18 protein-coding genes are annotated in these 23052 nt (G+C 64.0%); 10 read left to right on the forward strand and 8 right to left on the reverse strand.

Features of this window, described 5'->3' with window-relative positions; genetic code table 11:
* Positions 1-125 precede the first annotated feature (125 nt).
* Complete coding sequence (gene ppnN, locus HU770_RS24485; RefSeq protein ID WP_033697295.1) at positions 126-1499, forward strand: nucleotide 5'-monophosphate nucleosidase PpnN; 1374 nt, start codon at positions 126-128, stop codon at positions 1497-1499.
* 42 nt (positions 1500-1541) lie between these two features.
* On the opposite strand, the gene HU770_RS24490 is transcribed toward ppnN, so the two are convergent.
* The gene (locus HU770_RS24490) at positions 1542-2708 is read right to left on the reverse strand and encodes a GGDEF domain-containing protein (protein ID WP_186660053.1); all 1167 of its coding nucleotides are present in this window, start codon (positions 2706-2708) and stop codon (positions 1542-1544) included.
* Between the two features lie 83 nt (positions 2709-2791).
* The gene (gene pssA, locus HU770_RS24495) at positions 2792-4120 is read right to left on the reverse strand and encodes a CDP-diacylglycerol--serine O-phosphatidyltransferase (RefSeq protein WP_346014127.1); all 1329 of its coding nucleotides are present in this window, start codon (positions 4118-4120) and stop codon (positions 2792-2794) included.
* 183 nt (positions 4121-4303) lie between these two features.
* Here pssA and HU770_RS24500 point away from each other — a divergent pair, with 183 nt between their 5' ends.
* A complete protein-coding gene (locus tag HU770_RS24500; protein WP_033697293.1) occupies positions 4304-5296 on the forward strand; it encodes a GlxA family transcriptional regulator in 993 nt (330 codons plus the stop codon).
* Between the two features lie 52 nt (positions 5297-5348).
* Here the strand turns inward: HU770_RS24500 and HU770_RS24505 are convergent, their stop codons facing one another.
* The 3 genes from HU770_RS24505 to katG form a co-directional block, all read right to left on the reverse strand.
* Complete coding sequence (locus HU770_RS24505; RefSeq protein ID WP_033697292.1) at positions 5349-6683, reverse strand: MFS transporter; 1335 nt, start codon at positions 6681-6683, stop codon at positions 5349-5351.
* Positions 6684-6806: 123 nt separating this feature from the next.
* Positions 6807-8018, reverse strand: coding sequence for a M24 family metallopeptidase (locus HU770_RS24510; protein ID WP_033697291.1), 1212 nt, complete (start codon positions 8016-8018; stop codon positions 6807-6809).
* A gap of 221 nt (positions 8019-8239) precedes the next feature.
* Complete coding sequence (gene katG, locus HU770_RS24515; RefSeq protein ID WP_186666042.1) at positions 8240-10498, reverse strand: catalase/peroxidase HPI; 2259 nt, start codon at positions 10496-10498, stop codon at positions 8240-8242.
* A gap of 382 nt (positions 10499-10880) precedes the next feature.
* Between katG and HU770_RS24520 the strand changes: the two genes are divergently transcribed.
* Entirely contained in the window at positions 10881-11786 is a 906-nt protein-coding gene (locus HU770_RS24520) for a LysR family transcriptional regulator (RefSeq protein WP_033699993.1), read from the forward strand.
* A gap of 12 nt (positions 11787-11798) precedes the next feature.
* Here the strand turns inward: HU770_RS24520 and HU770_RS24525 are convergent, their stop codons facing one another.
* Positions 11799-12677, reverse strand: a complete 879-nt coding sequence (locus HU770_RS24525) for a DMT family transporter (protein WP_186666099.1) — start codon at positions 12675-12677, stop codon at positions 11799-11801.
* Positions 12678-12924: 247 nt separating this feature from the next.
* On the opposite strand from HU770_RS24525, the gene HU770_RS24530 reads away from it, so the two are divergent.
* Positions 12925-13749 (forward strand): aldo/keto reductase, encoded by an 825-nt coding sequence (locus HU770_RS24530; protein WP_186666050.1) that lies wholly within the window; start codon positions 12925-12927, stop codon positions 13747-13749.
* Positions 13750-13782: 33 nt separating this feature from the next.
* On the opposite strand, the gene HU770_RS24535 is transcribed toward HU770_RS24530, so the two are convergent.
* Positions 13783-14664, reverse strand: coding sequence for a LysR family transcriptional regulator (locus tag HU770_RS24535; RefSeq protein WP_186666052.1), 882 nt, complete (start codon positions 14662-14664; stop codon positions 13783-13785).
* A gap of 95 nt (positions 14665-14759) precedes the next feature.
* On the opposite strand from HU770_RS24535, the gene HU770_RS24540 reads away from it, so the two are divergent.
* Genes HU770_RS24540 through HU770_RS24565 form a run of 6 tightly spaced genes read left to right on the forward strand, consistent with a single transcriptional unit; the run spans position 14760 to position 21624 of the window.
* On the forward strand, positions 14760-16202 hold the full coding sequence (locus HU770_RS24540; protein WP_186666054.1) for an aldehyde dehydrogenase family protein: 1443 nt from the start codon (positions 14760-14762) through the stop codon (positions 16200-16202).
* Between the two features lie 13 nt (positions 16203-16215).
* Positions 16216-17202: a dipeptidase gene (locus HU770_RS24545; RefSeq protein ID WP_186660039.1), complete on the forward strand. Its 987-nt coding sequence runs from the start codon at positions 16216-16218 to the stop codon at positions 17200-17202.
* Positions 17203-17257: 55 nt separating this feature from the next.
* On the forward strand, positions 17258-18808 hold the full coding sequence (locus HU770_RS24550) for a BCCT family transporter (protein ID WP_186660037.1): 1551 nt from the start codon (positions 17258-17260) through the stop codon (positions 18806-18808).
* Positions 18809-18835: 27 nt separating this feature from the next.
* Positions 18836-20530, forward strand: coding sequence for a hypothetical protein (locus HU770_RS24555; RefSeq protein WP_186666056.1), 1695 nt, complete (start codon positions 18836-18838; stop codon positions 20528-20530).
* 2 nt (positions 20531-20532) lie between these two features.
* Complete coding sequence (locus HU770_RS24560) at positions 20533-21225, forward strand: DUF3726 domain-containing protein (protein ID WP_186666058.1); 693 nt, start codon at positions 20533-20535, stop codon at positions 21223-21225.
* Positions 21226-21252: 27 nt separating this feature from the next.
* Positions 21253-21624: a RidA family protein gene (locus HU770_RS24565; protein WP_186660031.1), complete on the forward strand. Its 372-nt coding sequence runs from the start codon at positions 21253-21255 to the stop codon at positions 21622-21624.
* A 33-nt stretch (positions 21625-21657) separates the two neighbouring features.
* On the opposite strand, the gene HU770_RS24570 is transcribed toward HU770_RS24565, so the two are convergent.
* A complete protein-coding gene (locus HU770_RS24570; RefSeq protein ID WP_186666060.1) occupies positions 21658-23010 on the reverse strand; it encodes an HD domain-containing phosphohydrolase in 1353 nt (450 codons plus the stop codon).
* Positions 23011-23052 lie beyond the last annotated feature (42 nt).

Below are 23052 nucleotides of genomic sequence, written 5' to 3' on the forward strand. Positions count from 1 at the left end.
CGCCCCCCCCCCCCCCCCCCCACTCCGTCTGCAGAATCTTTCCACGGTGCCCCCTCGTTGTCGCGTGCATTTCTCGGTATGGTGGTGTCAAAGAAGGATGTTTTACCCGCACAGGAAAGACTTAGATGCCTCAACGCCATGTCATAAATGCATCCGTCAGCCCCAAAGGCAGCCTGGAGACGCTGTCGCAACGTGAAGTGCAGCAACTGAGTGAAGTCGGTACCGGTAGCCTTTACACCCTGTTCCGCCAGTGCGCCCTGGCCATCCTCAATACCGGCGCGCATGTCGACAATGCCAAGACCATCCTCGAGGCCTACAAGGACTTCGAGGTGCGCATCCACCAGCAAGACCGCGGCGTACGCCTGGAGCTGTTGAATGCCCCAGCCGATGCCTTCGTCGATGGCGAGATGATCGCCAGCACCCGCGAAATGCTCTTCAGCGCCTTGCGCGACATCGTCTATACCGAAAGCGAGCTGGCCAGCCAGCGCATCGACCTGGAAAGCTCCCAGGGCATCACCGATTACGTATTCCACCTATTGCGCAACGCCCGCACCCTGCGCCCCGGCGTAGAGCCGAAGATGGTGGTGTGCTGGGGCGGCCACTCGATCAGCACCGAGGAATACCAGTACACCAAGAAGGTCGGCCACGAGCTGGGCCTGCGCAAGCTGGACGTCTGCACCGGCTGCGGCCCTGGGGTGATGAAGGGCCCGATGAAGGGCGCCACCATCGCCCATGCCAAGCAACGCATGCACGGCAGCCGCTACCTGGGCCTGACCGAGCCGGGCATCATCGCTGCCGAGGCGCCGAACCCGATCGTCAACGAACTGGTGATCCTGCCGGACATCGAGAAACGCCTGGAAGCCTTCGTCCGCGTCGGCCACGGCATCATTATCTTCCCCGGCGGCGCCGGTACAGCCGAGGAGTTCCTCTACCTGCTCGGCATTCTCATGCACCCGGACAACCAGGGCCTGCCCTTCCCGGTGGTGCTGACCGGGCCGCGCAGTGCCGAGCCGTTCCTGATGCAGTTGCACGCGTTCGTCGGCGCCACCCTGGGGGACGCCGCCCAGCGCCACTACCAGATCATCATCGATGACCCGGCCGAAGTGGCGCGGCAGATGGTCGAAGGGCTCAAGGAGGTGAAGCAGTTCCGCCGCGAGCGCAACGATGCCTTCCATTTCAACTGGCTGCTGAAGATCGACGAGGGCTTCCAGCACCCGTTCGACCCGACCCATGCCAACATGGCCGAACTGGCCCTGCGCCGCGAGCTGCCGCCGCATGAACTGGCCGCCAACCTGCGCCGGGCGTTTTCCGGGATTGTGGCGGGCAACGTCAAGGACAAGGGCATCCGCCTGATCGAGGAACACGGGCCGTACCAGATCCGTGGTGACAGTGCGGTTTTGGCGCCGCTGGGGCACCTGTTGCAGGCGTTTGTCGACCAGCACCGGATGAAACTGCCGGGTGGCGCGGCGTATGTGCCTTGCTATCAGGTTGTGACCTGAGTGTTTGGGGGCCGCTTTTGCGGCCCCCAGCGTCAAGCGTTGCTAGCTACCCGAGCTGACCAGCGTCCGGTCAACCAGGCGAATGCTGTCGCGCCCACCGCGCTTGGACTGATACAGCGCTACATCTCCCTGCTCGATCAACGCCGCCAGGCTCGCGGGCGGCTGGTCGAACAGGTTGGCACCGATGCTCAAGGTCACGGCCTGCGGCGTGGGCACCGTTTGCAGCGCAAACTGCTGAAACTGTTCACGCAACTGGCTGCCCAGCGCCACCACGCGCTCGCTGGTCGCCGCACTGAGCAGGATGACAAACTCGTCGCCGCCAAGCCGCGCCGCCAGTGACCGCTCCGGCAACACCGCACGCATCATCTCGCTCAAGGCGATCAACAGCCGATCACCGGCAATGTGCCCGTGCAAATCGTTGACCAGCTTGAAATTGTCGATGTCGATCAGCAGCAAGGCGCCTGGCCGTGCCGGGCTCACCTCTTTGAAAAAGTGCGTCGCCCGCACTTCCAGCGCGCGGCGGTTGTACAACGCCGTCAGCGGGTCCCGTGCCGCCAGCCGGGCGATGCGCTCTTCACGGCGATAACGCACCGTGCCGGTCATCGACAGCGCAATCAGCATGATTGCCATCGCCCCCTCGACCAGGGAAACCTGGATGATCAGCCCGCCAAACGTCGCCAGGTCAATCAGCGTGCCCGGGGCAATCGCAATGATCGCCTTCGCCACATAGAACAGGCCATGAATCAGCAGCACATAACGCAACTGCACCGCGCCCACGCTCAACGACCTGCCGTGGGGCTTCAACAGGAAACTGGCTTTGAGCGTCAGCAACGCCACCAGCAACGAGTTGACCATCAGCATCACCTTCGACCACTCCGGGCCGGCGGGCAACAGCAGCAAGGCGAACCACACCCCCACCATCAGCAGCCAGGCGCGCGACAGGCGGTGCTGGGTGAAGCGCAACACCCCCAGCAGAAAAAACCCGTGCGCCACCACCAGCAAGCCATTGGCGAACCAGATACCGATCAGCAGCAAGCCGATGCCCCGCAACAGGGCCAGGGTGGAGCCGACGGTGATCGTGGCGAAGCCGGCGCTCCAGAACAGCAGCGAAGGCTCGCGAACACTGCGCCACTCGATCGCCAGGTACAAGGCAGCCGCAGCTGCCAGGGCGATGGTGATTGTCAGCATCGTTGGGGGGTCAAGCGCCATGGACGGTTTGGCCTATCTGGTTAACGTGGAAAAGGCCTGATTGTATGCGCTTGCAAGACTTTTTCAGAGCCCCCTCACCAGCGTTACAGCACCCGCTTGATCAACGGTTCCAGGCGGCTGTAGCGCAACCGCCGCAAGAACTTGCGCACTTCCTTGGGGTGCTCGGCCTTGACCCCCAGCTCGGCAGCTGAATCGATCCTGCGCGCATGCTGGCGCAACCCCGCCAACTCGGCTTCGCGCGGCACTAACCACTGTGCCTCGGGGTCATCGATCAGCAGGCCGTTTTCCAGGTCCAGGTTGAACCCTCGGGGGTTCAGGTTGTTGCCGGTCAACAGCGAGTAGCGCTGGTCGACCCACAGCCCCTTGGCATGGAAGGTGTGCCCTGGGTCGTTCCAGATACGCACTTCAAGCTGGCCACTGGCAAGGGCGGCCTGGCGACGGCGGGTGAAGGCGCGCAGGTTGTCCTCGTACAGGTAAGGCAACGCGCCGCTGGCACTGAACGGCTCGCCGGGCGCGATATAGAAGTCATTGGCGGTACGATCGCCGACAATCAGCTCCACCCGCACGCGTCGGTCGAGTGCATGGTCGATCTCGCGCATCAATACCCGTGGCGGGTTGAAGTACGGCGTGCTGATGACGATTTGCGTGCGCGCAGCGCCCAGCAGTGCGCAAAGCACCCGGTTGAGCAGATTGCCGCGCCCGACACCCAGCAGCGGGATCACCCGCAGGCCCTGCCCCGACGCGCTGGCAGGCACGTCATAGGCCATGCGCCGCAGCCGCGCGCGCAAGCGCCGGATGTCGCCGCGCAGGCTGCGGGACGAGGGCGGTGCCGGCAGGTCGAGGCGCGGCGTGGCAGTGTGGTGCAGCAGGCGACGCACCAGATCGACCATGGCATCGGCCAGGGCCGGTGAGTGGAACAGGTGGTAGCGATCCAGGCGGTAGCGGTCGAAACGGTGCAGGTAGACGTTGTTGAGACTGGCGCCGGTGTAGATCACGCAATCGTCGATGATGCTGCCTTTAAGGTGCAGTACACCAAACAGCTCGCGGGTTTGCACGGGCACGCCATGGATGACGATGTCCAGGCCATGGTGCTGGCGCTGGGCCTGATACCAGGCAGCGTTGCCCGGCTGCCGCCCTCCCCCCAGCAGGCCACGCCGGGCACGGAACCAGTCGACCACGATGGTGATCTCCAGGCCTGGCCGCGCGGCTTTGGCCTGGTACAAGACATCCAGCACTTCCTGGCCGGCTTCGTCTTCCTGCAGGTACAACGCGACGATAACGATACGCCGGGTCGCCGCCCTGATGCGCTCGAGCAGGCAGGCGCGGTAGGCCCTGGCATCGGGCAGCACCTCGATCGACGCGGGTGTCATGGCGAAACCTGGCAATGCCGCCAGCATGGATTCGGGGTTCACTGAACGTTCACCTTCTATAGGCAATCACTGTTGGCAGCCGCCAGCCGGCGGAGCCATTCCTGGCCGCTGCGCCGGGGGTGTAAGATCGACCCGGCAACGACCCATAACAACAAGAAACACGCGAGGCTTGGATTTTTCACTGCCCCTGACCAACTATGCCTCAGCTTGCACAGGAAGATCGCAATGGTCCACCCCGCTACAGCACCCGTATCACCCTGCACCGTCAAGACCTTCGGCTTTCTGATCCTGCCCAACTTCACCACCATCGGCCTGGCGTCGGCGGTGGAGACCCTGCGCATGGCCAACCTGGCCGCCCGCCGCCCGATGTTTCGCACTGTGCTGATCGCCGCCAGCCACGAGCCGGTAATGGCCAGCAACGGCATGCGCGTGCTGCCTGACCACAGTATCGACAACGCCCCTGCGCTGGACGCCCTGCTGGTGGTCGGTGCCAACCCGATCGACCGCAGCCGTGGCACCCGGCCACTGATCGACTGGCTACGCCAACTGGCCCGTCAACGCCTGCCGCTGGGCGGCATCTGCACCGGCAGCTATTTGCTGGCCAAGGCCGAGCTGCTCAAAGGCTACCGCTGTACCATCCACTGGGAAGACATGCAGACCTTGCAGGAGCAGTTCCCCGGTATCGTCATTTCCGGCCAGCTGTTCGAACTGGACCGCGACCGCTATACCTGCTCGGGCGGTGTGGCGGCCATGGACATGATGCTGCAACTGGTGGCCCGTGAGGAAGGTGGCCAGGGCATCGCCGCCAAGGCGGCCGAGCTGCTGCTGTGCGACCGGGTGCGTGGCGAGCGCGAACGCCAGCGGGTGCCGCTGCGCACGTTGCTCGGCAGCGCCCAGCCCAAGCTGAGCCAGGTGGTGGCGATCATGGAGGCCAACCTGGAAGAGCCACTGGGGCTGGAGGAGCTGGCCAGCCTCAACGAGGTGACCGTGCGCCAGTTGGAGCGGTTGTTCCATAAATACCTGCAGCGGACACCCAGCCAGTACTACCTGGAGTTGCGGCTGTCGCGCGCGCGGGAGCTGCTGCTGCGCAGCGATGTGCAGGTACGTGAGGTGGCGCTGGCGTGCGGCTTCAGCTCGCCGGCGCATTTCTCCAAGAGCTACAGCCGCTTCTTTGGGCTGTCGCCGTTGGGGGAGCGGCGCCAGGCTTCGTTGCACTGAGTGAGGTGATGCCGCTTCGCGGGTAACCCCGCGAAGCGGCCGGCAAAGCCCGCTAGTCTTTCAAGGCCGCATGCGCCGTCTCCCGGCACATCAACATCGCCACCAGCGCCACCAGTGCCGCCGCCAGCAGGTACCCGGCCGGCGCCAGCTTGCTGCCGGTCACTTGTATCAACCAGGTGGCAATGAACGGCGCCGTCCCGCCAAACAAGGCATTGGCCACATTGAAGCTCAGGGCAAAGCCGCTGAAGCGTACCCGGGTCGGGAAGATCTCCGCCAACAGGCACGGCAAGGTACCGTCGTTCATCGCCAGCATCGCGCCGAAGAGGATCTGGATGGCCAGGATCACCAGCAGTGGCTGCCCATCTAGCAGGGTGAACAGCGGCACGGTAAGCCCCAGAAACAACAGCGAGGCGATCACCAGCATGGTCTTGCGGCCGAAATGGTCAGACAGCCGCCCCATCAGGAAGATCAGGCCGATGTAGGTGGCCAGCGAGACGGTCGAGGCGATGAAGGCATCCCGCTCGCCCATGCCCAGCTCGGTGGACAGGTACGTGGGCATGTAGCTGAGCAGCAGGTAGAACGCGACCGCGTTGAGGCAGGTGACGCCGATACCGATGGCCAGGCTGCGGCGGTGCGCGGTCAGCAGCTCACGGATCGGCGCCGGGGCCATGCAGGCCTTGTTCTCCAGGCGCTGCTCCATCTCCAGAAACTTGGGGGTGTCCTGCAGGCTCATGCGGATATATCGGCCTACCAGGCCGAAGGGTGCCGCGAGCAGAAACGGCAGCCGCCAGCCCCAGCTGTGCAGGTCTTCGCTGCTAAGCACCTCATGCAGCACCGCCACGAACGCCGCGCCGAACAACAACCCCGCCGCCGTACTGGCCGGTACGATGCTGGTATACAGCCCGCGCCGGCCCTGTGGAGCGTACTCAGCCAGAAACGCCGACGCCCCCGCGTACTCGCCCGAAGCAGAAAAGCCCTGTACCAGGCGGATCAACAACAACAGACACGGCGCCCACACGCCGATTTGCGCGTAGCCGGGCAGCAGCCCGATGCAGAAGGTCGAAATCGACATGATAAGGATCGACAACGACAGCGCGTTGCGCCGCCCGTGGCGGTCGCCGAAATGGCCCCAGACCACACCGCCCAAGGGGCGAACGAGAAACGACAGGGCAAACACCGCGAAGGTTGCCAGCAAACCGCTGGTCTTGTCGGTTTGCGGGAAAAACGTAGCTGCAATGATGGTTGCAAGGTAGCCGTAGGCGGCGTAATCGAACCATTCGACGAAGTTGCCCATGAAACTGGCGCGCGCGGCCTTGCGCAAGGCCTGGCGTTCGGCGCTAGGCGCGGAGCCGTCGAGAGTGGAAGCGTTCAGGGTGGTGCTGGACATGACGGGTACCCTCTGATTCTTCTAATTGGAGGCAGGGTCTAATGGTCATTCAGTAATTATTGTGGTGTGCGTGCCGGCCTCTTTGCGGGGCAACCCCCCGCCCAAGAAGGCCGGCACCGGGCGTTATTTGCGAATGATGTTGTGCTCCGGGCCATACGGGAAGCGCGTGATGTTCTCGGCACCGTTGTCGTTGACGATCAGGATGTCATGCTCGCGGTAGCCGCCAGCACCCGGCCGACCCTCGGGCAGCATGATCATCGGCTCGATCGACACCACCATGCCGGGCTCCAGCACGGTGTCGATGTCTTCGCGCAGTTCGAGCCCCGCCTCGCGGCCGTAGTAGTGGCTGAGGGTGCCGAACGAATGGCCATAGCCGAACGTGCGGTACTGCAGCAGGTCGTGACGCAGGAAGATCTCGTTCAGTTCACGGGCAATGTCGCTGCAGCGCATGCCCGGGCGCACCAGTTTCAGCCCTGCTTCGTGCACCTCGACGTTGGCCTGCCACAGGCGCAGGTGATCATCCGGGCAATGGTCAAGGAACAGGGTGCGTTCAAGCGCCGTGTAATAGCCGGCGATCATCGGGAAGCAGTTGAGGCTGAGGATCTCGCCCTTGCCGACCTTGCGGCTGGTAACCGGGTTGTGCGCGCCATCGGTGTTGAGCCCGGACTGGAACCAGGTCCAGGTGTCCATCAGTTCGCCGTCGGGGAAGCGTTTGGCAATTTCACGCACCATGGCCTGGGTAGCATGCAAGGCCACTTCGTACTCTGGCACATGCTCACGCAGGGCCTCGACCACCGCAGCGCCGCCGATATCGGCCACCTGGGCACCGTGGCGGATCAACGCCTGCTCTTCGGCGGACTTGATCATGCGCATGCGCATGCACGGGGCGCCGATGTCCAGCAACTCGGCCTTGGGGTAGCAGGCGGCGAGCTTGCCATGGTTCTGCAGGTTGAGGTGGTCGTACTCCACGCCGATGCGCGAGGCCAGCGGCAGCGCCTGCTGGATGGCGACGAAGTAGTTGTCGCGTTGCCAGTCGGTGTAGACGATGTTGTCGGTGCCGACCGTGCGCCGCCAAGGTTGGCCGCCATCGATATTGGCGCTGATCGAGACGACCTTGTCCTGGGTCACGACCAGCGCGTACGGGCGGCCAAACGAGCAATAGAGGAAGTCGCTGTAGTAATTGACGTTGTGGTACGAGGTGAAGATCGCCGCCTCGATGTCCTGCTCGGCCATGTAGGCCCGCAGACGGGCGTGGCGGGCTGCGTATTCCTGTGCGGAGAAAGTCGCTTTGACCTTTTCGCCGTTACGGATCTTCAGGGTCTTTGGCATTTGCATGGTCGGGTTCCTTGTCGTTGTGAGCACGCTGTTCAGGCCGGCCGCCTGAGAAGCATTGCAACAGAACGAACAAGGACGCTTTTGTATCTATCCGACCTGGAATTGGCGGGATGGCCAGGGCTGCTTTGCCGGCCATTTGCGACAAAAGGCCGCCCCCACACCCTGTGGAAGCGGCCTTGCGCCGCGAATGGGGCGCACAGCGCCCCCACGTACTGATGGCGTTACTTCAGATCAAAGCGATCAAGCTCCATCACTTTTACCCAGGCAGCAACGAAGTCCTTGATGAACTTGGCCTGGCCATCGCTGCTGCCATATACCTCGCTCAGCGCGCGCAACTGGGCATGCGAGCCGAACACCAGGTCGACGCGGCTGCCAGTCCATTTCACCTGCCCGGTCTTGCGGTCCCGGCCTTCGAAGGCTTCGTTGTCGGCCGAGGTCGGCTTCCACTCCACGCCCATGTCCAGCAGGTTGCGGAAGAAGTCGTTGCTCAGGGTACCGGGCCGGTCGGTGAACACGCCGTCCTTGCTGCCACCCTGGTTGGCGCCCAGTACGCGCAGGCCACCGATCAGCGCGGTCAGCTCGGGGGCGGTGAGGGTCAGCAGTTGCGCCTTGTCCAGCAACAGCTTCTCGGCCTTGACGCTGTAACGGTCCTTGGTGAAATTGCGGAAGCCATCCGCCAGCGGCTCCAGCACCGCGAACGACTCGACGTCGGTCTGTTCCTGGGTCGCGTCGACGCGACCGGGGCGGAACCGCACGCTGCCCGTGTAACCGGCATCCTTGGCGGCCTTTTCCACCGCTGCAGTACCGGCCAGCACGATCAGGTCGGCCAGGGAGACCTGCTTGCCGCCGTTGTTGAACTCGCCCTGAATTTTCTCCAGCGCCGCCAGTACCTTGTCCACGCCCTGGTTGGCAGCCCAGCCTTTCTGCGGCGCCAGGCGCAAGCGCCCGCCATTGGCGCCACCGCGCTTGTCCGACCCGCGGAAGGTGGAAGCCGACGCCCAGGCGGTCGACACCAGTTCACCCACGCTCAAGCCCGAGGCCAGCACCTTGGCCTTGAGGGCAGCGATGTCCTGCTCATTCAGCGACGAGGGCTCGGCTTTGGGCAACGGGTCTTGCCACAGCAGTACCTCGTTGGGCATTTCCGGCCCGAGGTAACGCGCAAGCGGGCCCATGTCGCGGTGGATCAGCTTGTACCAGGCGCGGGCGAAGGCGTCTGCCAACTGCTCGGGGTTGTCCTTGAAGCGCCGGGCGATCGGCTCGTAGATCGGGTCGAAACGCAGCGCCAGGTCGGAGGTGAGCATCGAAGGTGCGTGTTTCTTGCCCGGGTCATGAGCATCCGGGACGGTGCCGGCGCCCTTGCCTTCCTTCGGCCGCCACTGGTGCGCGCCGGCCGGGCTCTTGGTCAGTTCCCAGTCGAAGTTGAACAGGTTGTTGAGGTACTCGTTGCTCCAGCGCGTCGGCGTCGAGGTCCAAGTCACTTCGAGGCCGCTGGTGATGGTATCGGGGCCTTTGCCGGTGCCGAAGGTGTTGGCCCAGCCCAGGCCCTGCAGCTCAAGCCCGGCGGCCTCGGGTTCGGCGCCGACATTGTCGGCGGGGCCGGCGCCGTGGGTCTTGCCGAACGCATGGCCACCGGCGATCAGGGCCACGGTCTCTTCGTCGTTCATGGCCATGCGGCCGAACGTTTCGCGGATATCCTTGCCCGAGGCGACCGGGTCGGGGTTGCCTTCCGGGCCTTCCGGGTTGACGTAGATCAGGCCCATCTGCACGGCGGCCAGCGGGTTTTCCAGGTTGCGCTCGGCCTGCAGGTCGCGGCTTTGCTCTTCGCCATGCTTGGCAGGCTCGGCCACCAGGTCACCCTGGCCGGGCGCCTGGGCCTTGAGCTGTTCCTTGCCGTAGCGGGTGTCGCCGCCCAGCCAGACCTTTTCCGAGCCCCAGTACACGTCTTCGTCCGGTTCCCACACATCGGCGCGCCCGCCCGAGAAACCAAAGGTCTTGAAGCCCATGGACTCCAGCGCGACGTTGCCGGTGAGCACGATCAGGTCGGCCCAGGAAATCTTGTTGCCGTACTTCTGCTTGATCGGCCATAGCAGGCGCCGGGCCTTGTCCAGGCTGACGTTGTCCGGCCAGCTATTGAGCGGCGCGAAGCGCTGCTGACCAGAGCCTGCGCCACCCCGGCCATCACCAATACGGTAGGTACCGGCGCTGTGCCAGGCCATGCGGATAAACAGCGGGCCATAGTGGCCGAAGTCGGCGGGCCACCAGTCCTGCGAGTCGGTCATCAGGGCCGTCAAGTCTTGCTTGAGGGCCTGGAAGTCGAGGCTCTTGAAGGCTTTGGCGTAGTCGAAGTCCGGGTCCATCGGGTCGGACTTGGACGAATGTTGGTGGAGGATTCTCAGGTTGAGCTGGTCAGGCCACCAGTCACGGTTGGTGGTGCCGCCACCTGCGGTTTGATGGAACGGGCATTTCGATTCGTTCGACATCTGTGGGTACCTTTGGGTCGGTTATCCAGATTTCCGGTCTATGCCAGGTGTTCTATCAGCCGAGCACTGGGGCTCGTGCCTACCCCTCATCAGGTCGGGTCGGTCTTTTGCCGACACGGGGCTTGCAACGCTGTCACGCCATGGCGGCAGGGTCTTGAATACAGGTGCTCAGACGCCGCCCACATGCGCAATTCGCAGGGCCAGAGGAAAGACTAGTCGAGCTTGGGCAGACTTCTAATAGAGCCAGTATTCCGGCGTAATAGGCTGGCTCTGTCAGCGCCGATCCGGCCCGCCATAAGGCCGGCACATCCATACAAGGCACAACGGCCGGCGCCGTGCTTCAATGCACCGCGAACCTTCCAGCCAACGTGAGCCAAGCCCCATGAACCGCAACGACCTGCGCCGCGTCGACATGAACCTGCTGGTGCTGTTCGAAGCCCTGATGATCGAACGCAACCTGACCCGCGTCGGTGAAAAGCTGTTCATCACCCAGCCCACCGTCAGCGCCGCCCTCGCCCGCCTGCGCGAGCTGTTCGACGACCCACTGCTGATCCGCAATGGCCGGGCCATGGAGCCCACGCCGCGGGCGATGCAGATTTTCACCGAGCTGGGGCCGGCCATGGATGTGATCTCCTCGGCCATCAGCCGAGCGCGGGCATTCGACCCGGCCAACAGCTGCAATGTATTCCGCCTCGGGCTGTCGGACGATGCCGAGTTCGGCCTGTTCCCCGCCCTGCTCCAGGCCCTGCGCGAAGAGGCGCCGGAGATCAGCGTGGTGGTGCGGCGGGCCAATTTCCTGTTGATGCCGGGGCTGCTGGCCAGCGGCGAGATTTCGGTTGGGGTGAGCTATACCACCGACCTGCCCGCCACCGCCAAGCGCCGCAAGTTGCGCGACATTGGCGTACGGGTGCTGCGCGCCGACGATCGCCCGGGGCCACTGACCCTGGACGAGTACTGCGCCCGGCCGCATGTGATGGTGTCGTTCTCTGGCGACATGAGCGGCAATATCGACCTCGACCTGGCGCGCATCGGCCGTTGCCGCAAGGTGGTGCTGGCCGTGCCGCAGTTCGGCAGCCTGCGTGCGCTGCTGCGCAACACCGAGCTGATCGCCACGGTACCGGACTACGCCGCCTGCGCCCTGGCCGATGACGGCAGCCTGCGCGCCGACCCGGCCCCCTTCGAGATCACCGAAGCGGAGCTGTCCATGGTCTGGAGTGGCGCCCAGGACAACGACCCGGCCGAACGCTGGCTGCGCGAGCGTATCCTGCAGTTCATGGCGTTGCCGTGAACACGGGCAATTTCACTTGCGCCGCTGCATCCAGGCGGCGCCCAGGCCACTGAGGCAGATGATCGAGATGCCCACCAGGCTCAGGCTGTCCGGCACCTGGCTGTAGAACAACATACCGAGCAGCCCGGCAAACACGATCTGGCAGTAACTGAACGGCGCCAGCAGCGCGGGGGCGGCATGGCGAAACGCCTGGGTCAGCAGCAGGTGGGCGGTCATGCCGAACCCGCCGAGCGCCAGCATCAACAGCGCGTGGTCCCAACGCGGTACCTCCCAGAAGAACGGCACCAGCGCACTCATCGCCAGGGTGTTGCACAGCCCTGCATAGAAGTTGCTGGTGGTAGGGCTGTCGTGAGCGGCCAGAATCCGCGTCAGCAACTGATAGAAGCAAAAGCCCAGCGCCGAGCCGAAGGGGTACAGGATTGCCGGTGTGAACATTGAGCCGCCGGGGTGCACCACCACCAGCACGCCGATAAAGCCCATCACCACCGCCACCCACTGCCCCACCGTCACCCGCTCCTTGAGCAGCGGGGCCGACAAGGCCGTGACCAGCACCGGCGCCAGGAAGTTGACCGCAGTGGCTTCGGCCAGCGGCAGATACTGCAGGCCGGTAGTGAACAACAGGCTGGTGCTCAACAGGCTCAGGGCACGCAGGGTCTGCAACAGCGGGCGGCGGGTGCGCAGCACATTGAGGCCCGACTTGGGCAGGAAGATCCCGGCCATCAGCAAGGTGTGCACCAGATAGCGCGCCCATACCACCATGATGATCGGGTACAGGCCACCGAGGAATTTGGACAGGGCATCGTGACTGGCAAACAGGAACGTCGCCACCACCACCAGGGCGATGCCACGCAGCGGTTGGTTGACTCCGGACAGCGGTGTGCTGGAACTCATGGCGTTCTCGACGGCGGCGCGGCTGAATGCAGCGCCCAGGGAAAGCCGCACAGGGCTGGCCTGGCGGATGTAACAGCTGGAATTCTAGAAGAGATGCACGAGCATAAGGAAGTTCAATTGCCGCCTGTCCAGGCCAAAAGCAATTTCCGTTCGCTGATCGACCACTTTCCGCCTGCCGCGCATGGTTCGCACCGGGCTGATCGAAGACCATCCGTTACGGACTCTGTAACCACTACAAGGAATCGTCATGCGAAGGCTCACCACTCACGACGGCCTGGACCTGCCCTGCATCGGCCTGGGTACCTGGCCGATGACCGGCACCGAGTGCACCCACGCCGTGCGCCAGGCCCTGGAACTGGGTTACCGACACATCGACACCGCCACTGCCTACGACAATGAATCCGCCGTGGGCCAAGCCCTGCGCGACAGCGACGTGCCACGCGAGCAGATCCACCTGACCACCAAGGTGTGGTGGGATCGCCTTGAACCCAAAGCCATGCGTCAGTCACTGGAAGACAGCCTGCGCGCCCTGGGCACCGATCAGGTAGACCTGTTTCATATCCACTGGCCCGGCAAGGACTGGGACCTGGCCCGCAGCATCGAGACCCTGGTAGCGCTGCGTGACGAGGGCAAGGCGCGCAGCATCGGCGTGGCCAATTTCCCCCTCGGCCTGCTGCGCCAGGTGATCGAGACGCTGGGCGCGCCGTTGTCGGCTATCCAGGTGGAGTACCACGTGCTGCTCGACCAGCAACCGCTGCTCGACTATGCCCGCAGCCATGACCTGCTGCTTACCGCCTATACCCCGCTGGCCCGTGGCCAGGCGGCGCAGCAGCCGGTGATCCAGTCGATTGCCCGCAAGCACGGCGTACTGCCAAGCCAGGTGGCGCTGCAGTGGCTGCTCGACCAGGACGGCGTCGCGGTGATCCCCAAGGCCAGCAGCCGCGAAAACCAACTGGCGAACCTGGCGGCGCTGGAGGTACGGCTGGATGATGAAGACCGGGCGTTGATCGCAGGCTTGCCGAAGGATCAGCGCGTGGTAAGCCCCGATTTTGCACCCGACTGGAACAGCTAAGGCCAACGCCCAGCCTATACGGTTGGGCGCACTTTACTGCACCATCTGCGCCTGCAAGAACCCAAGCAAAGCCTGCGCCGCCGGCGACAGGCTGCGGCCTTTGCGAGTCAGCATGCCAATCTGCCGCTCTACCTTCGGCGCCGCCAGGGGCAGGAATGCGAGCTTGTCGTTTTCCTGCGGGAACGCCAGGTACGGCAGGGTACTGATACCCACGCCCTCCTCCAGCATCGCAATCAGCGAAATCATGTTCGAGACAAACAGCCGGCTGTGGGCGAGCAAGCGCTCGGCATCCGTACCTTCGAGCAACCGCGAGGTGCCGTTGCGGATCATCGCCAGCCCCTGCAACTGTGACCAGTGCAGCGTCGCACCGGCCAGCACCAAGGGGTGGTCGGCCCGGCACACCACCCCGACCTGATCGTGGATGATCGGCGCAAAGGCGATCTGCTCATCGCTCAGCCACAGGCTGCTGATACCAAAATCCACCTGCCCGTGTGCCAGCAGATGCTGAACGCTTTCAGCGGTGCCGTCCTGGATGCTGACCTGTACGTTCGGGTGCTCGGCCACAAAGCGCGCCAAAGGCCCCGGCAGCAGGCGGCTGGCCACCGATGGCACGGTGGCGATACTGACCTGGCCGATCTCGTGCCGGGCCAGCAAGGTGGCCTCCCGAGCGATGCGGTCGTGGTGCTCCAGCAGGCCACGAAACAGGGGCAGGCAATGCTCGCCGAACGGCGTCAATTCGACCCGACCACCGCCCTTCTCCACCAACGCCTGGTCAAGCTTTTGCTCCAGCTCACGCACCGCCAGTGAGATCGCCGGCTGGGTGCGGCAGGCCTGGCGTGCGGCGGCGTGGAAGCTCTTGAGTTCAGCGACCAGCACAAAGTAGCGCAGCTGGGTGATTTTCAGCTCGGGCAACATGGTTAGCTTTCCTTATCGAAGAATTTTTTTTATTAATTTTTATTTGGGCCATATTGCTCGCAAGATGAACGCCAGGCAAACAGAGGCTTTCATCCATGTCACACAACACCTACAAAAACTTCATCGATGGCCAGTGGTGCGAAGGCCAGGCCACCCTTGCCAACCACAACCCCTCGGACATCAGCGACCTGATCGGTGACTACCATCAAGCCAGCACCGAGCAGACCCTGCAGGCCATTCAGGCGGCCCGAGCCGCACAACCACAGTGGGCGGCCATTGGCCTGGAGGCGCGCCAGCAAGCGCTGATGGCGATTGGCGATGAGTTGATCGCCCGCAAGCAGGAGCTGGGTGAACTGCTCTCACGTGAAGAAGGCAAGCCACTGGCCGAGGGCATCGGCGAGGTCAACCGCAGTGGTCAGTTCTTCCATTACTACGCCGCCGAGGTATTACGCCAGATGGGCGAAACCGCAGCGTCGGTGCGCGCGGGCGTAGACATCGAAGTGCACCGTGAACCGGTGGGCGTGGTCGGTATCATCACCCCCTGGAACTTCCCGATGGCCACTGCCGCCTGGAAGATCGCCCCGGCCCTGGCCTTCGGCAATGCCGTGGTGTTCAAACCCGCCAACCTGGTGCCGGCCAGCGCCTGGGCACTGACCGAAATCATCAGCCGCCAGCAGTTGCCGGCCGGCACCTTCAACCTGGTCATGGGCAGCGGCGCCAGTGTCGGCGAAACCCTCGTGCAATCCGCTGACATCGACGCGCTGACCTTCACCGGCTCACTGCAGACAGGCCGACGGGTCGCCGTGGCCACCGCAGGTAACTTGGTGCGCTGCCAGCTGGAGATGGGCAGCAAGAATGCCCTGGTGGTGATGGATGACGCCGACCTTGAACTGGCTGTGGACTGCGCCCTCAACGGTGCCTTCTTCGGCACTGGCCAGAAGTGCACAGCCTCTTCACGGTTGATCGTCTGCGACGCTATCCACGACCGCTTCGTCGAAGCCCTGCGCTTGCGCATGCGCCAGCTCAAGGTTGGCCATGCCCTGCACGCCGGCTCGCAGATCGGCCCGGTGGCCGAAGCACGACAGCTGGAGCAAAACCTGGAGTACCTGCGCCTGGGCCAAGCCGAAGGCGCGACCCTTATAGAAGGCGGCGAACGCCTGCACCTGGAAACTGACGGCTACTACATGCGCCCTGCGCTGTTCATCGACAGCCGCAACGACATGCGCATCAACCGTGAAGAAGTATTCGGCCCGATCGCCTGCGTGATCCGCGTCAGCGGCTTTGAAGAGGCCGTGGCGACCCTGAACGACACCGAGTACGGCCTCACCGCCGGCATCATCACCCAATCGCTGCGCCATGCCAGCGCGTTCAAGCGCCGCGCCCAGACCGGCTGCGTCATGGTCAACCTGCCGACCGCCGGCACCGACTACCACGTGCCGTTCGGCGGCCGCAAAGCCTCAAGCTTCGGCCCGCGCGAACAAGGCCAGTACGCCCGCGACTTCTACACCGTGGTCAAGACCACCTACCTGCGGCCCTGAAGGAGTACGGACCATGCACGACATCCTGATGATCGACGGCCTGCAATACTCCAACTGGAGCCCGGAAATATTCCAGCAGATGCAGGCCGGTGGCCTGAGCGCCGTTCACGCCACCATTGCCTACCACGAAAACGCCCGTGAAACCCTGTCACGGCTGGGCGAGTGGAACCGCCGTTTCGAGACCTGGCCCGAGCTGATCCGCCCGGTGCGCTCGGCAGGCGATATCCGCCTGGCCCAGCAGGAAGGCCGGGTGGGCATCTTCTTCGGCTTCCAGAACTGCTCGCCGATCGAAGACGACATTGCGTTGGTAGAGGTATTCCGGCAGCTCGGCGTGTTCGTCATGCAGCTCACTTACAACAACCAAAGCCTGTTGGCCAGTGGTTGCTACGAGCACGAGGACAATGGCATCAGCCGCTTCGGCCGCCAGGTAATCGCCGAGATGAACCGGGTCGGCATGCTGATCGACATGTCGCACAGTGCCGAACGCAGCACCCTGCAGGCCATCGAGCTGTCCAGCCGACCGGTGATCATCTCCCACGCCAACCCGTCGAGCTTCCATGCGGCCAAGCGCAACAAGTCTGACGCCGTGCTGCGTGGTATCGCCGAATCCGGCGGCCTGCTGGGCTTCAGCACCTACCCGTTCCACCTCAAGGGTGCTTCTGACTGCAGCCTGGAAAGCTTCTGCGACATGGTCGCGCGCACCGCCGACCTGATGGGTGTGGACCATATCGGCATCGGCACCGACCTGTGCCAGGCACAACCACTGGCGGTGCTGGAGTGGATGCGCAACGGCCGTTGGAGCAAGGACAAGGACTACGGCGAGGGGTCCAAGGACAACGCCAACTGGCCGGCGCCCCTGCAGTGGTTCCGTGACAGCCGCGACTTCCCCAACATCGCCCGGGGCCTGCGTGCCAGGGGCTTTGCCGAAGACGAGGTAGGCAAGATCATGGGGCTGAACTGGTTGCGCCTGCTGGAGACCGCCACCCCGGCGCCAGCTTGAGCCCTACGCACGGACAGCATCAACAATAACAACAATCGCAGGTTCCGGAGGCATCATGAAAAACCCCACCACCCTGCCGGCCGAAGGCCAGGCCATGCGCCTGCCACTGGCACGGGACATCGACTGGCCGCTGTTCCTGATCAGCGGCGGCTTTCTTGGCGCATTCCTGATTGCGGCGCTGGTCGACATCGATGCGGTGTCGGCGTTGGTCAACACGCTGTTCGCCTGGTCGACCAAGTTCTTCGGCCTGTACTGGCAGGTGCTGATGCTGGCGACCTTCGCGGTCAGCCTTGGCATTGGTTTCTCCCGCTGCGGGCGGGTGCGCCTGGGCGGTGTGGCTCAGCGCCCGGACATCAGCACCTTCAACTGGATTGCGGTGATCATGTGTGCGCTGCTGGCAGGTGGCGGTGCCTTCTGGGCCGCCGCCGAACCGCTGATGCACTTCGCCAGCCCGCCGCCCTTGTTCGCCGGCGTACAACCGCACAGCGCAGCCGCAGCAACCGCAGCACTGGCGCAGTCCTTCGTGCACTGGGGCTTCCTGGCCTGGGCCGTGCTCGGCAGCCTGTTGGCGATCGTGCTGATGCACCTGCACTACGACAAGGGCCTGCCACTGGCGCCACGTACCCTGCTCTACCCCCTGTTCGGCGAGCGTGCATTGAAAGGCCCGATCGGTACCCTGGCCGACGCCACCTCGATCATTGCCGTGGTCGCCGGCACCATTGGCCCGATCGGCTTCCTCGGGCTGCAGATCAGCAGCGCCCTGCACGCCGTATGGGGTGTGCCCAACGGCATTCTCACCCAGTCACTGACCATCGTCCTGGTCACACTGATGTACACCGTATCGTGCCTGGTGGGGCTCAAGGGCATTCGTTTCGTCAGCGAGATCAATGTCTGGCTGATGATCGGCCTGGCGCTGTTCATGGTGGTGTTCGGGCCGACCCTGTTCATCCTCGGCGGCTTCCCGGCAGCGTTCGCCCTGCACGTGGAGAACTTCATCCCCATGACCCTGTTTCGCGCCGACCCGAAATGGCTGGACTGGTGGACGGTGTTCTACTGGGGCTGGTTCATCGGCTATGCACCGATGGTCGCGCTGTACGTCGCCCGAATCTCGCGCGGGCGCACCATCCGCGAGATCATCATGACGCTGTCGATCATCGCCCCGCTGGTGACCATGTTCTGGTTCACCGTGGTGGGTGGCACCGGCATCGGCCTGGAACTGCAGACACCGGGCATCGTTACTGCCCATGGCACCCAACCGGAAGACTTGCTGCTGGGGGTGACGCAGAACTTGCCGCTGGGCGGCCTGATCAGTGCGCTGTTTCTGTTCCTGAGCTTCATCTCGGTGGCTACCAACGGTGATGCCATGGCCTTCACCGTGGCCCTGGCGATGTCCAGCAACGATAAACCGAAGAAGTGGCTGTGCGGCTTCTGGGCCATCGGCATGGGCCTGGCGGCGGTGGTGCTGATCACCATTGGCGCGGGCGGGGTGACGGCCTTGCAGTCCTTTATCGTCATTACTGCGGTGCCGGTGTCGCTGGTGATCCTGCCAGCGTTGTGGGATGCGGTGCGCATCGCCCGCCACATGGCCCGCGAACAAGGCGTCTGAACCATGAAGCATGCAGGTACAACAACAATGCCCAACCCCGTGTTTGCAACCGCCCCACTGCGCCCGGCCAGCCAGGTCATGGACCTGGCCCGCCTGGGCAGCCACTTCCAAAGCCCCTTGAGCTTCGTGCGCAGCAGCATGCGGCGGATGATGACGCAGCGCTGGCAAATCCGACGCTGGCGCTTCGACCTCGACCACCAGGGCTTCGGTACCGCCATCTACCGGATCGACACGCCGCACGCCCATTACCATTGCGTGCTCTTCTCGGCTTACCTGCCCCCGGAAAAGCGCAGCGACCGGGTGATCGCCGACCAATGGGACGTGACCTTCGTGCTGGTTGCCGGCGATGTCGATGACGCGCAATTGGCCGACCTGCAGCGCAATGTGCCCTTGCAGGAAGCCGGGCGCTTCGACGCCCGCGTACTGGTGCTGTCACGTGCCAACCGTAGCCTGCGCAACTTCAACCGCTTCCTCGCGGCGTTAGCCGAAGGTCACCAGCCTGCCGCGCAGCAACTGGCCGAGGTCGGCTACCTTTATCGCACCACCGCCGTGTACGGCAATGGCAAGTTCGGCATCGCCGACTTCGCCTGCCTGCAAGGCAACGCAGACTTCAATCAGCCTTTCAGCGCACAGATGTTCACGGTGTACCTGTTGCGCCATTTCAGCATCGAGCAGATCGAGCACATGGCCCGTGCGCTCAATCCGCATCGCGCAGCCCCCCTGGATGTAGCGTTGCAACGTTACCTGGGGGTGGGCAATGCCACCGGGCTGGGCATGGCGCCGTTCCTGATCAACCACCCGCAACTGGTCGAGCGCTGGGTCCACACGCGGGAAACCGCCTTGGCGCGGGTACTGGCTCAAACACCTGCGCCGGCAACGCTGGCCCGCCTGCACAACCTGCTGGCACGTGCCCGTGAGCATCTGCAGCAGACCCGCACCGAAGATCAGCGCCAACATCAACAGGACCAACAGACCCTCGTCGAGCTGGCTCAACTGGCCGACTGGCTCGCCTGCCAGCCTTGCAGCGAAGGGCTGTGGCAACGCGTGCAGGCCTGGGGCGAGGCACACGCGGGGGTGGGCTGCCAGGAACTGCTGGTGAGCGTACTGCTGGAGCTTTACCCCGAACAGGTTGCACCGCTGGCCGAGCAAATGGGGGTCGTCGAAGGGTGGCGCCTGGATGCACAGATGCCGCTGGGGCAGTTGCGCGAGCTTATCGAAACGCACTATGCCTGGGCCTTGGCCTACGACTTTGACAACGTCGAGGCCGAGCACTTCTTCTGGTACCGCTCAGCAGAAAAGGAAGAGCCACGCCTGGGCATGCGCAGTGAAGAACCTGGCGCCGAGAAAGAAATGCAACTGGGCATCGCGCGCAATATCCAGCGTTGCCACCGGGCCCTGCTCGCACACCTGCGCGCACAACCTCAGGCACTGACGGCACACTTCCTGATCGCCCAGCCGGGGTTCAAGGGCACGGTGCGTCGCCTGCAAGGCATGGCGCAGAGTGCCTATGGCGAAATACGCGCCAACCTGCTGGCCAGCGACATGCTGCCCATCCACCTGCTGCGCTGCAAACTGGCGTTTTTCGGCGCCGGCAAGTTCGACCCCAAATCAAGCCGTTGGGTGCGCATTACGCTGTTCCAGGGCGCGCCCCTGGTCAGTGAAATCGGCCAGCCGTTCGACGACGACTGGAACTTCGCCGTCATGCCGCACGGAGGCCTTTGACCATGCGCGTGTCACTCAACGAAATCCAGGTGATGTGCCGCAAGGCCTTCGAAGGCATGGGCTTTGCCGCCGGCGACTGCGAGGACGCCGCCGAGCTGGTCGGCTGGCTGCACCTTCAAGGGCTGGACGGCTTGGGCACGCTGGAAAAAGCCCTGGACTACCTGCACCACGAAGCAGCCCAGCCCTACACCCTGTGCCTGGAAGACAGCGCCCTGCTGGTGATCGACTGCCAAGGCCAGAGCGTGCTGCGCTGCGCGGCGACCGTGGTGGAGCTGGCCATGGACAAGGCGTTGCAGGTTGGCCACGGCGTGCTGCGCATCCAGCACTGCCACAACCGCGTGTTATTGCTGGGCTACCTGAGCCGGGCCGCCGAGTTGGGCCTTGAGGTACAGGCGCGGTGGGGCGATGCGCGCCAGCAGCATGCGGCGTTCTTCGCCGCGGGTGCCACCCGCCCGCAACTGCTCAGCGACGACCAGCCTTGCGCCGGTGCAGCAGTCGACCAGAGCATCACGGTGCTGCTCAATCGCCCTCTGCAAACGGCCCAGCCGGTTGCCCCCCATGCCCCGGTCAGCCTGGGGTTCACGGTGCAAGCGCACACCTGGCAGCGCCTCAAGCAGCTTGCCGAGCAGATCCTGGTCGAGAGCACCGATGCCTCGCGTCAGCATGGCGCAGGTGGCGGTAGCGATGCCGACTGAGCACTTCGAACACTCAAGGAATTACCCATGAAACATGCCATCAAGACTGATCTGTATGCCTCCAAAGCGCCGCTGGAATGGGCGGTGGTGGGTAACGGCACGCTGTACACGGCACAAATCCCCATCGACGCCCAGGGCCAGGTGGTCGCCGGTGGCATCGAGGCGCAGACTCGCCAGACCCTCGACAACCTGCGCCACACCCTGGAGGCTGCGGGCGCGTCACTGGACGCCGTGACCCAGGTGCTTATCTACGTTACCGACCGCAGCTACCTGGCAACGGTCAACAGCCTGTATGCCGAGTATTTTCAGCCGCCCTACCCTAACCGGGCAGCGGTCGTGGTGGCGGGGTTGGCGCGTGAGGAAATGCTGGTGGAGCTGGTGGTGTATGCCTGCGTGTAAGGCGTCAGGCTAGGAGGCCTCAAGCCGGGGGACTCAAGTCACAGCCCCCTCGGGGACACGAACGAACACGCTGTACTTGCCCCCCTCCATCTGCTCGAAGGCAATCAGCTTTTCCACCAACGCCGTACTCAGCACCTTGCCGGCATTGAGCAAGAGCATGCCGTTGTCCGCATTCAGATTGCGCACCAGGACCATGCCGGCGGCCAGGTCGCGGGTACCGAGGGCCTGCACCGTCGGGTCGGCCAGGGTCACATCGCTGAGAAACTCCGCGCAGACGTTTACAAAGTCTTCCACAAGCGCCGGGTCATACAGCTTGCCTGCGTATTTGCGGATGTACATCAAGGCCTCATCGCTGTTCATCTGCCGCTCCAGCACCAGGCCGCGTTGCAACTCGATGAAGTCCACGGCCAGCTTCAACCAGCGCGCCCCAAGGGGGATGGCCTCGCCCTTGAGATGGTCGGGGAAGCCGCTGCCATCCCAACGTTCCTGATGGTGCAAGATCAGTTGCGCCGCTTCTTTCATCGGCTCCAGGGTCATCACCAGCGATTCGCTCTGTTTCGGGTACGACCGGTACAGGTCGCGCTCGGTATGCGGCAGCAGGTCTACCGGGCAGGTCAGCATGCTGTCGGTCCAACTCATCTTGCCGATGTTGTACAGGGCGGCAGCCATGGTCAGGTCGCGGCGGCTGGCTTCGTCCAGGCCATGGCGGGTGCAGTACACACGAATCAGTTCGATGACCTGGCGGTTGGTCTGCTTGGGCTTGGGCAGGCGCAGGTTGGCCAGCAGCGAGAACACCTCGGTGCCGGTGACGTAACTGTGCTTGAGCTCTTCGTAGGCAAGGTCGAGCATGTCGGCCGTTTGCTGCAGCTCGGCGGTGCGCGCCGCGACACGCTGTTCGAGGCTGGCATTGAGCACCTTCAACTGCTGGTTCTGTGTCTGGGTCAGCGCCTCCAGGCGCCGTCGCTCGCTTTCCGAGTGTTGCAAGGCCAAAGCCTGGCGCACGGTCACCAGCATCTCTTCGTCATTCCAGGGTTTGCTGATGTAGCGGTGAATCTGGCCGTCATTGATTGCCTTGGTGATCGTGGCCATGTCGGCATAACCGGTCAGCAGGATGCGCAAGGTGCCGGGAAAGCGCTGGTGCACCTGGGCCAGCAAGGTCGCGCCATCCATGCCGGGCATGCGGGCATCGCTGATCACCAGGTTGACGGGGTGCTGTTCAAGCAGCTCAAGGGCCTGAGCGCCGCTTTCTGCCAGCAACACATCATAGGGCTGGCCACGCAGCAGCCGGCGCAGACTGTTGAGAATCGAGGCCTCGTCGTCGACCAGCAGCACAACGGCTTTCTCACAGGCGCTGTCGGCCACATCATCCATTACCGGTTGTTCCATGGTCCCCTCCGTGCACCGGGTAATCAAACGGGTCCTTGATTA

The organism is Pseudomonas sp. SWRI68, from assembly GCF_014269165.1.
Lineage (GTDB): Bacteria > Pseudomonadota > Gammaproteobacteria > Pseudomonadales > Pseudomonadaceae > Aquipseudomonas > Aquipseudomonas capeferrum.

Coding starts and splice junctions, on each gene's coding strand:
- HU770_RS24550 (WP_186660037.1), top strand. CDS start 17,258: ATGAAAAACCCCACCACCCTGCCGGCCGAAGGCCAGGCCATGCGCCTG.
- HU770_RS24540 (WP_186666054.1), top strand. CDS start 14,760: ATGTCACACAACACCTACAAAAACTTCATCGATGGCCAGTGGTGCGAA.
- HU770_RS24505 (WP_033697292.1), bottom strand. CDS start 6,683: ATGTCCAGCACCACCCTGAACGCTTCCACTCTCGACGGCTCCGCGCCT.
- HU770_RS24510 (WP_033697291.1), bottom strand. CDS start 8,018: ATGCAAATGCCAAAGACCCTGAAGATCCGTAACGGCGAAAAGGTCAAA.
- HU770_RS24525 (WP_186666099.1), bottom strand. CDS start 12,677: ATGAGTTCCAGCACACCGCTGTCCGGAGTCAACCAACCGCTGCGTGGC.
- HU770_RS24520 (WP_033699993.1), top strand. CDS start 10,881: ATGAACCGCAACGACCTGCGCCGCGTCGACATGAACCTGCTGGTGCTG.
- HU770_RS24565 (WP_186660031.1), top strand. CDS start 21,253: ATGAAACATGCCATCAAGACTGATCTGTATGCCTCCAAAGCGCCGCTG.
- ppnN (WP_033697295.1), top strand. CDS start 126: ATGCCTCAACGCCATGTCATAAATGCATCCGTCAGCCCCAAAGGCAGC.
- HU770_RS24530 (WP_186666050.1), top strand. CDS start 12,925: ATGCGAAGGCTCACCACTCACGACGGCCTGGACCTGCCCTGCATCGGC.
- HU770_RS24560 (WP_186666058.1), top strand. CDS start 20,533: ATGCGCGTGTCACTCAACGAAATCCAGGTGATGTGCCGCAAGGCCTTC.
- HU770_RS24535 (WP_186666052.1), bottom strand. CDS start 14,664: ATGTTGCCCGAGCTGAAAATCACCCAGCTGCGCTACTTTGTGCTGGTC.
- HU770_RS24490 (WP_186660053.1), bottom strand. CDS start 2,708: ATGGCGCTTGACCCCCCAACGATGCTGACAATCACCATCGCCCTGGCA.
- HU770_RS24570 (WP_186666060.1), bottom strand. CDS start 23,010: ATGGAACAACCGGTAATGGATGATGTGGCCGACAGCGCCTGTGAGAAA.
- katG (WP_186666042.1), bottom strand. CDS start 10,498: ATGTCGAACGAATCGAAATGCCCGTTCCATCAAACCGCAGGTGGCGGC.
- HU770_RS24545 (WP_186660039.1), top strand. CDS start 16,216: ATGCACGACATCCTGATGATCGACGGCCTGCAATACTCCAACTGGAGC.
- HU770_RS24555 (WP_186666056.1), top strand. CDS start 18,836: ATGCCCAACCCCGTGTTTGCAACCGCCCCACTGCGCCCGGCCAGCCAG.
- HU770_RS24500 (WP_033697293.1), top strand. CDS start 4,304: ATGGTCCACCCCGCTACAGCACCCGTATCACCCTGCACCGTCAAGACC.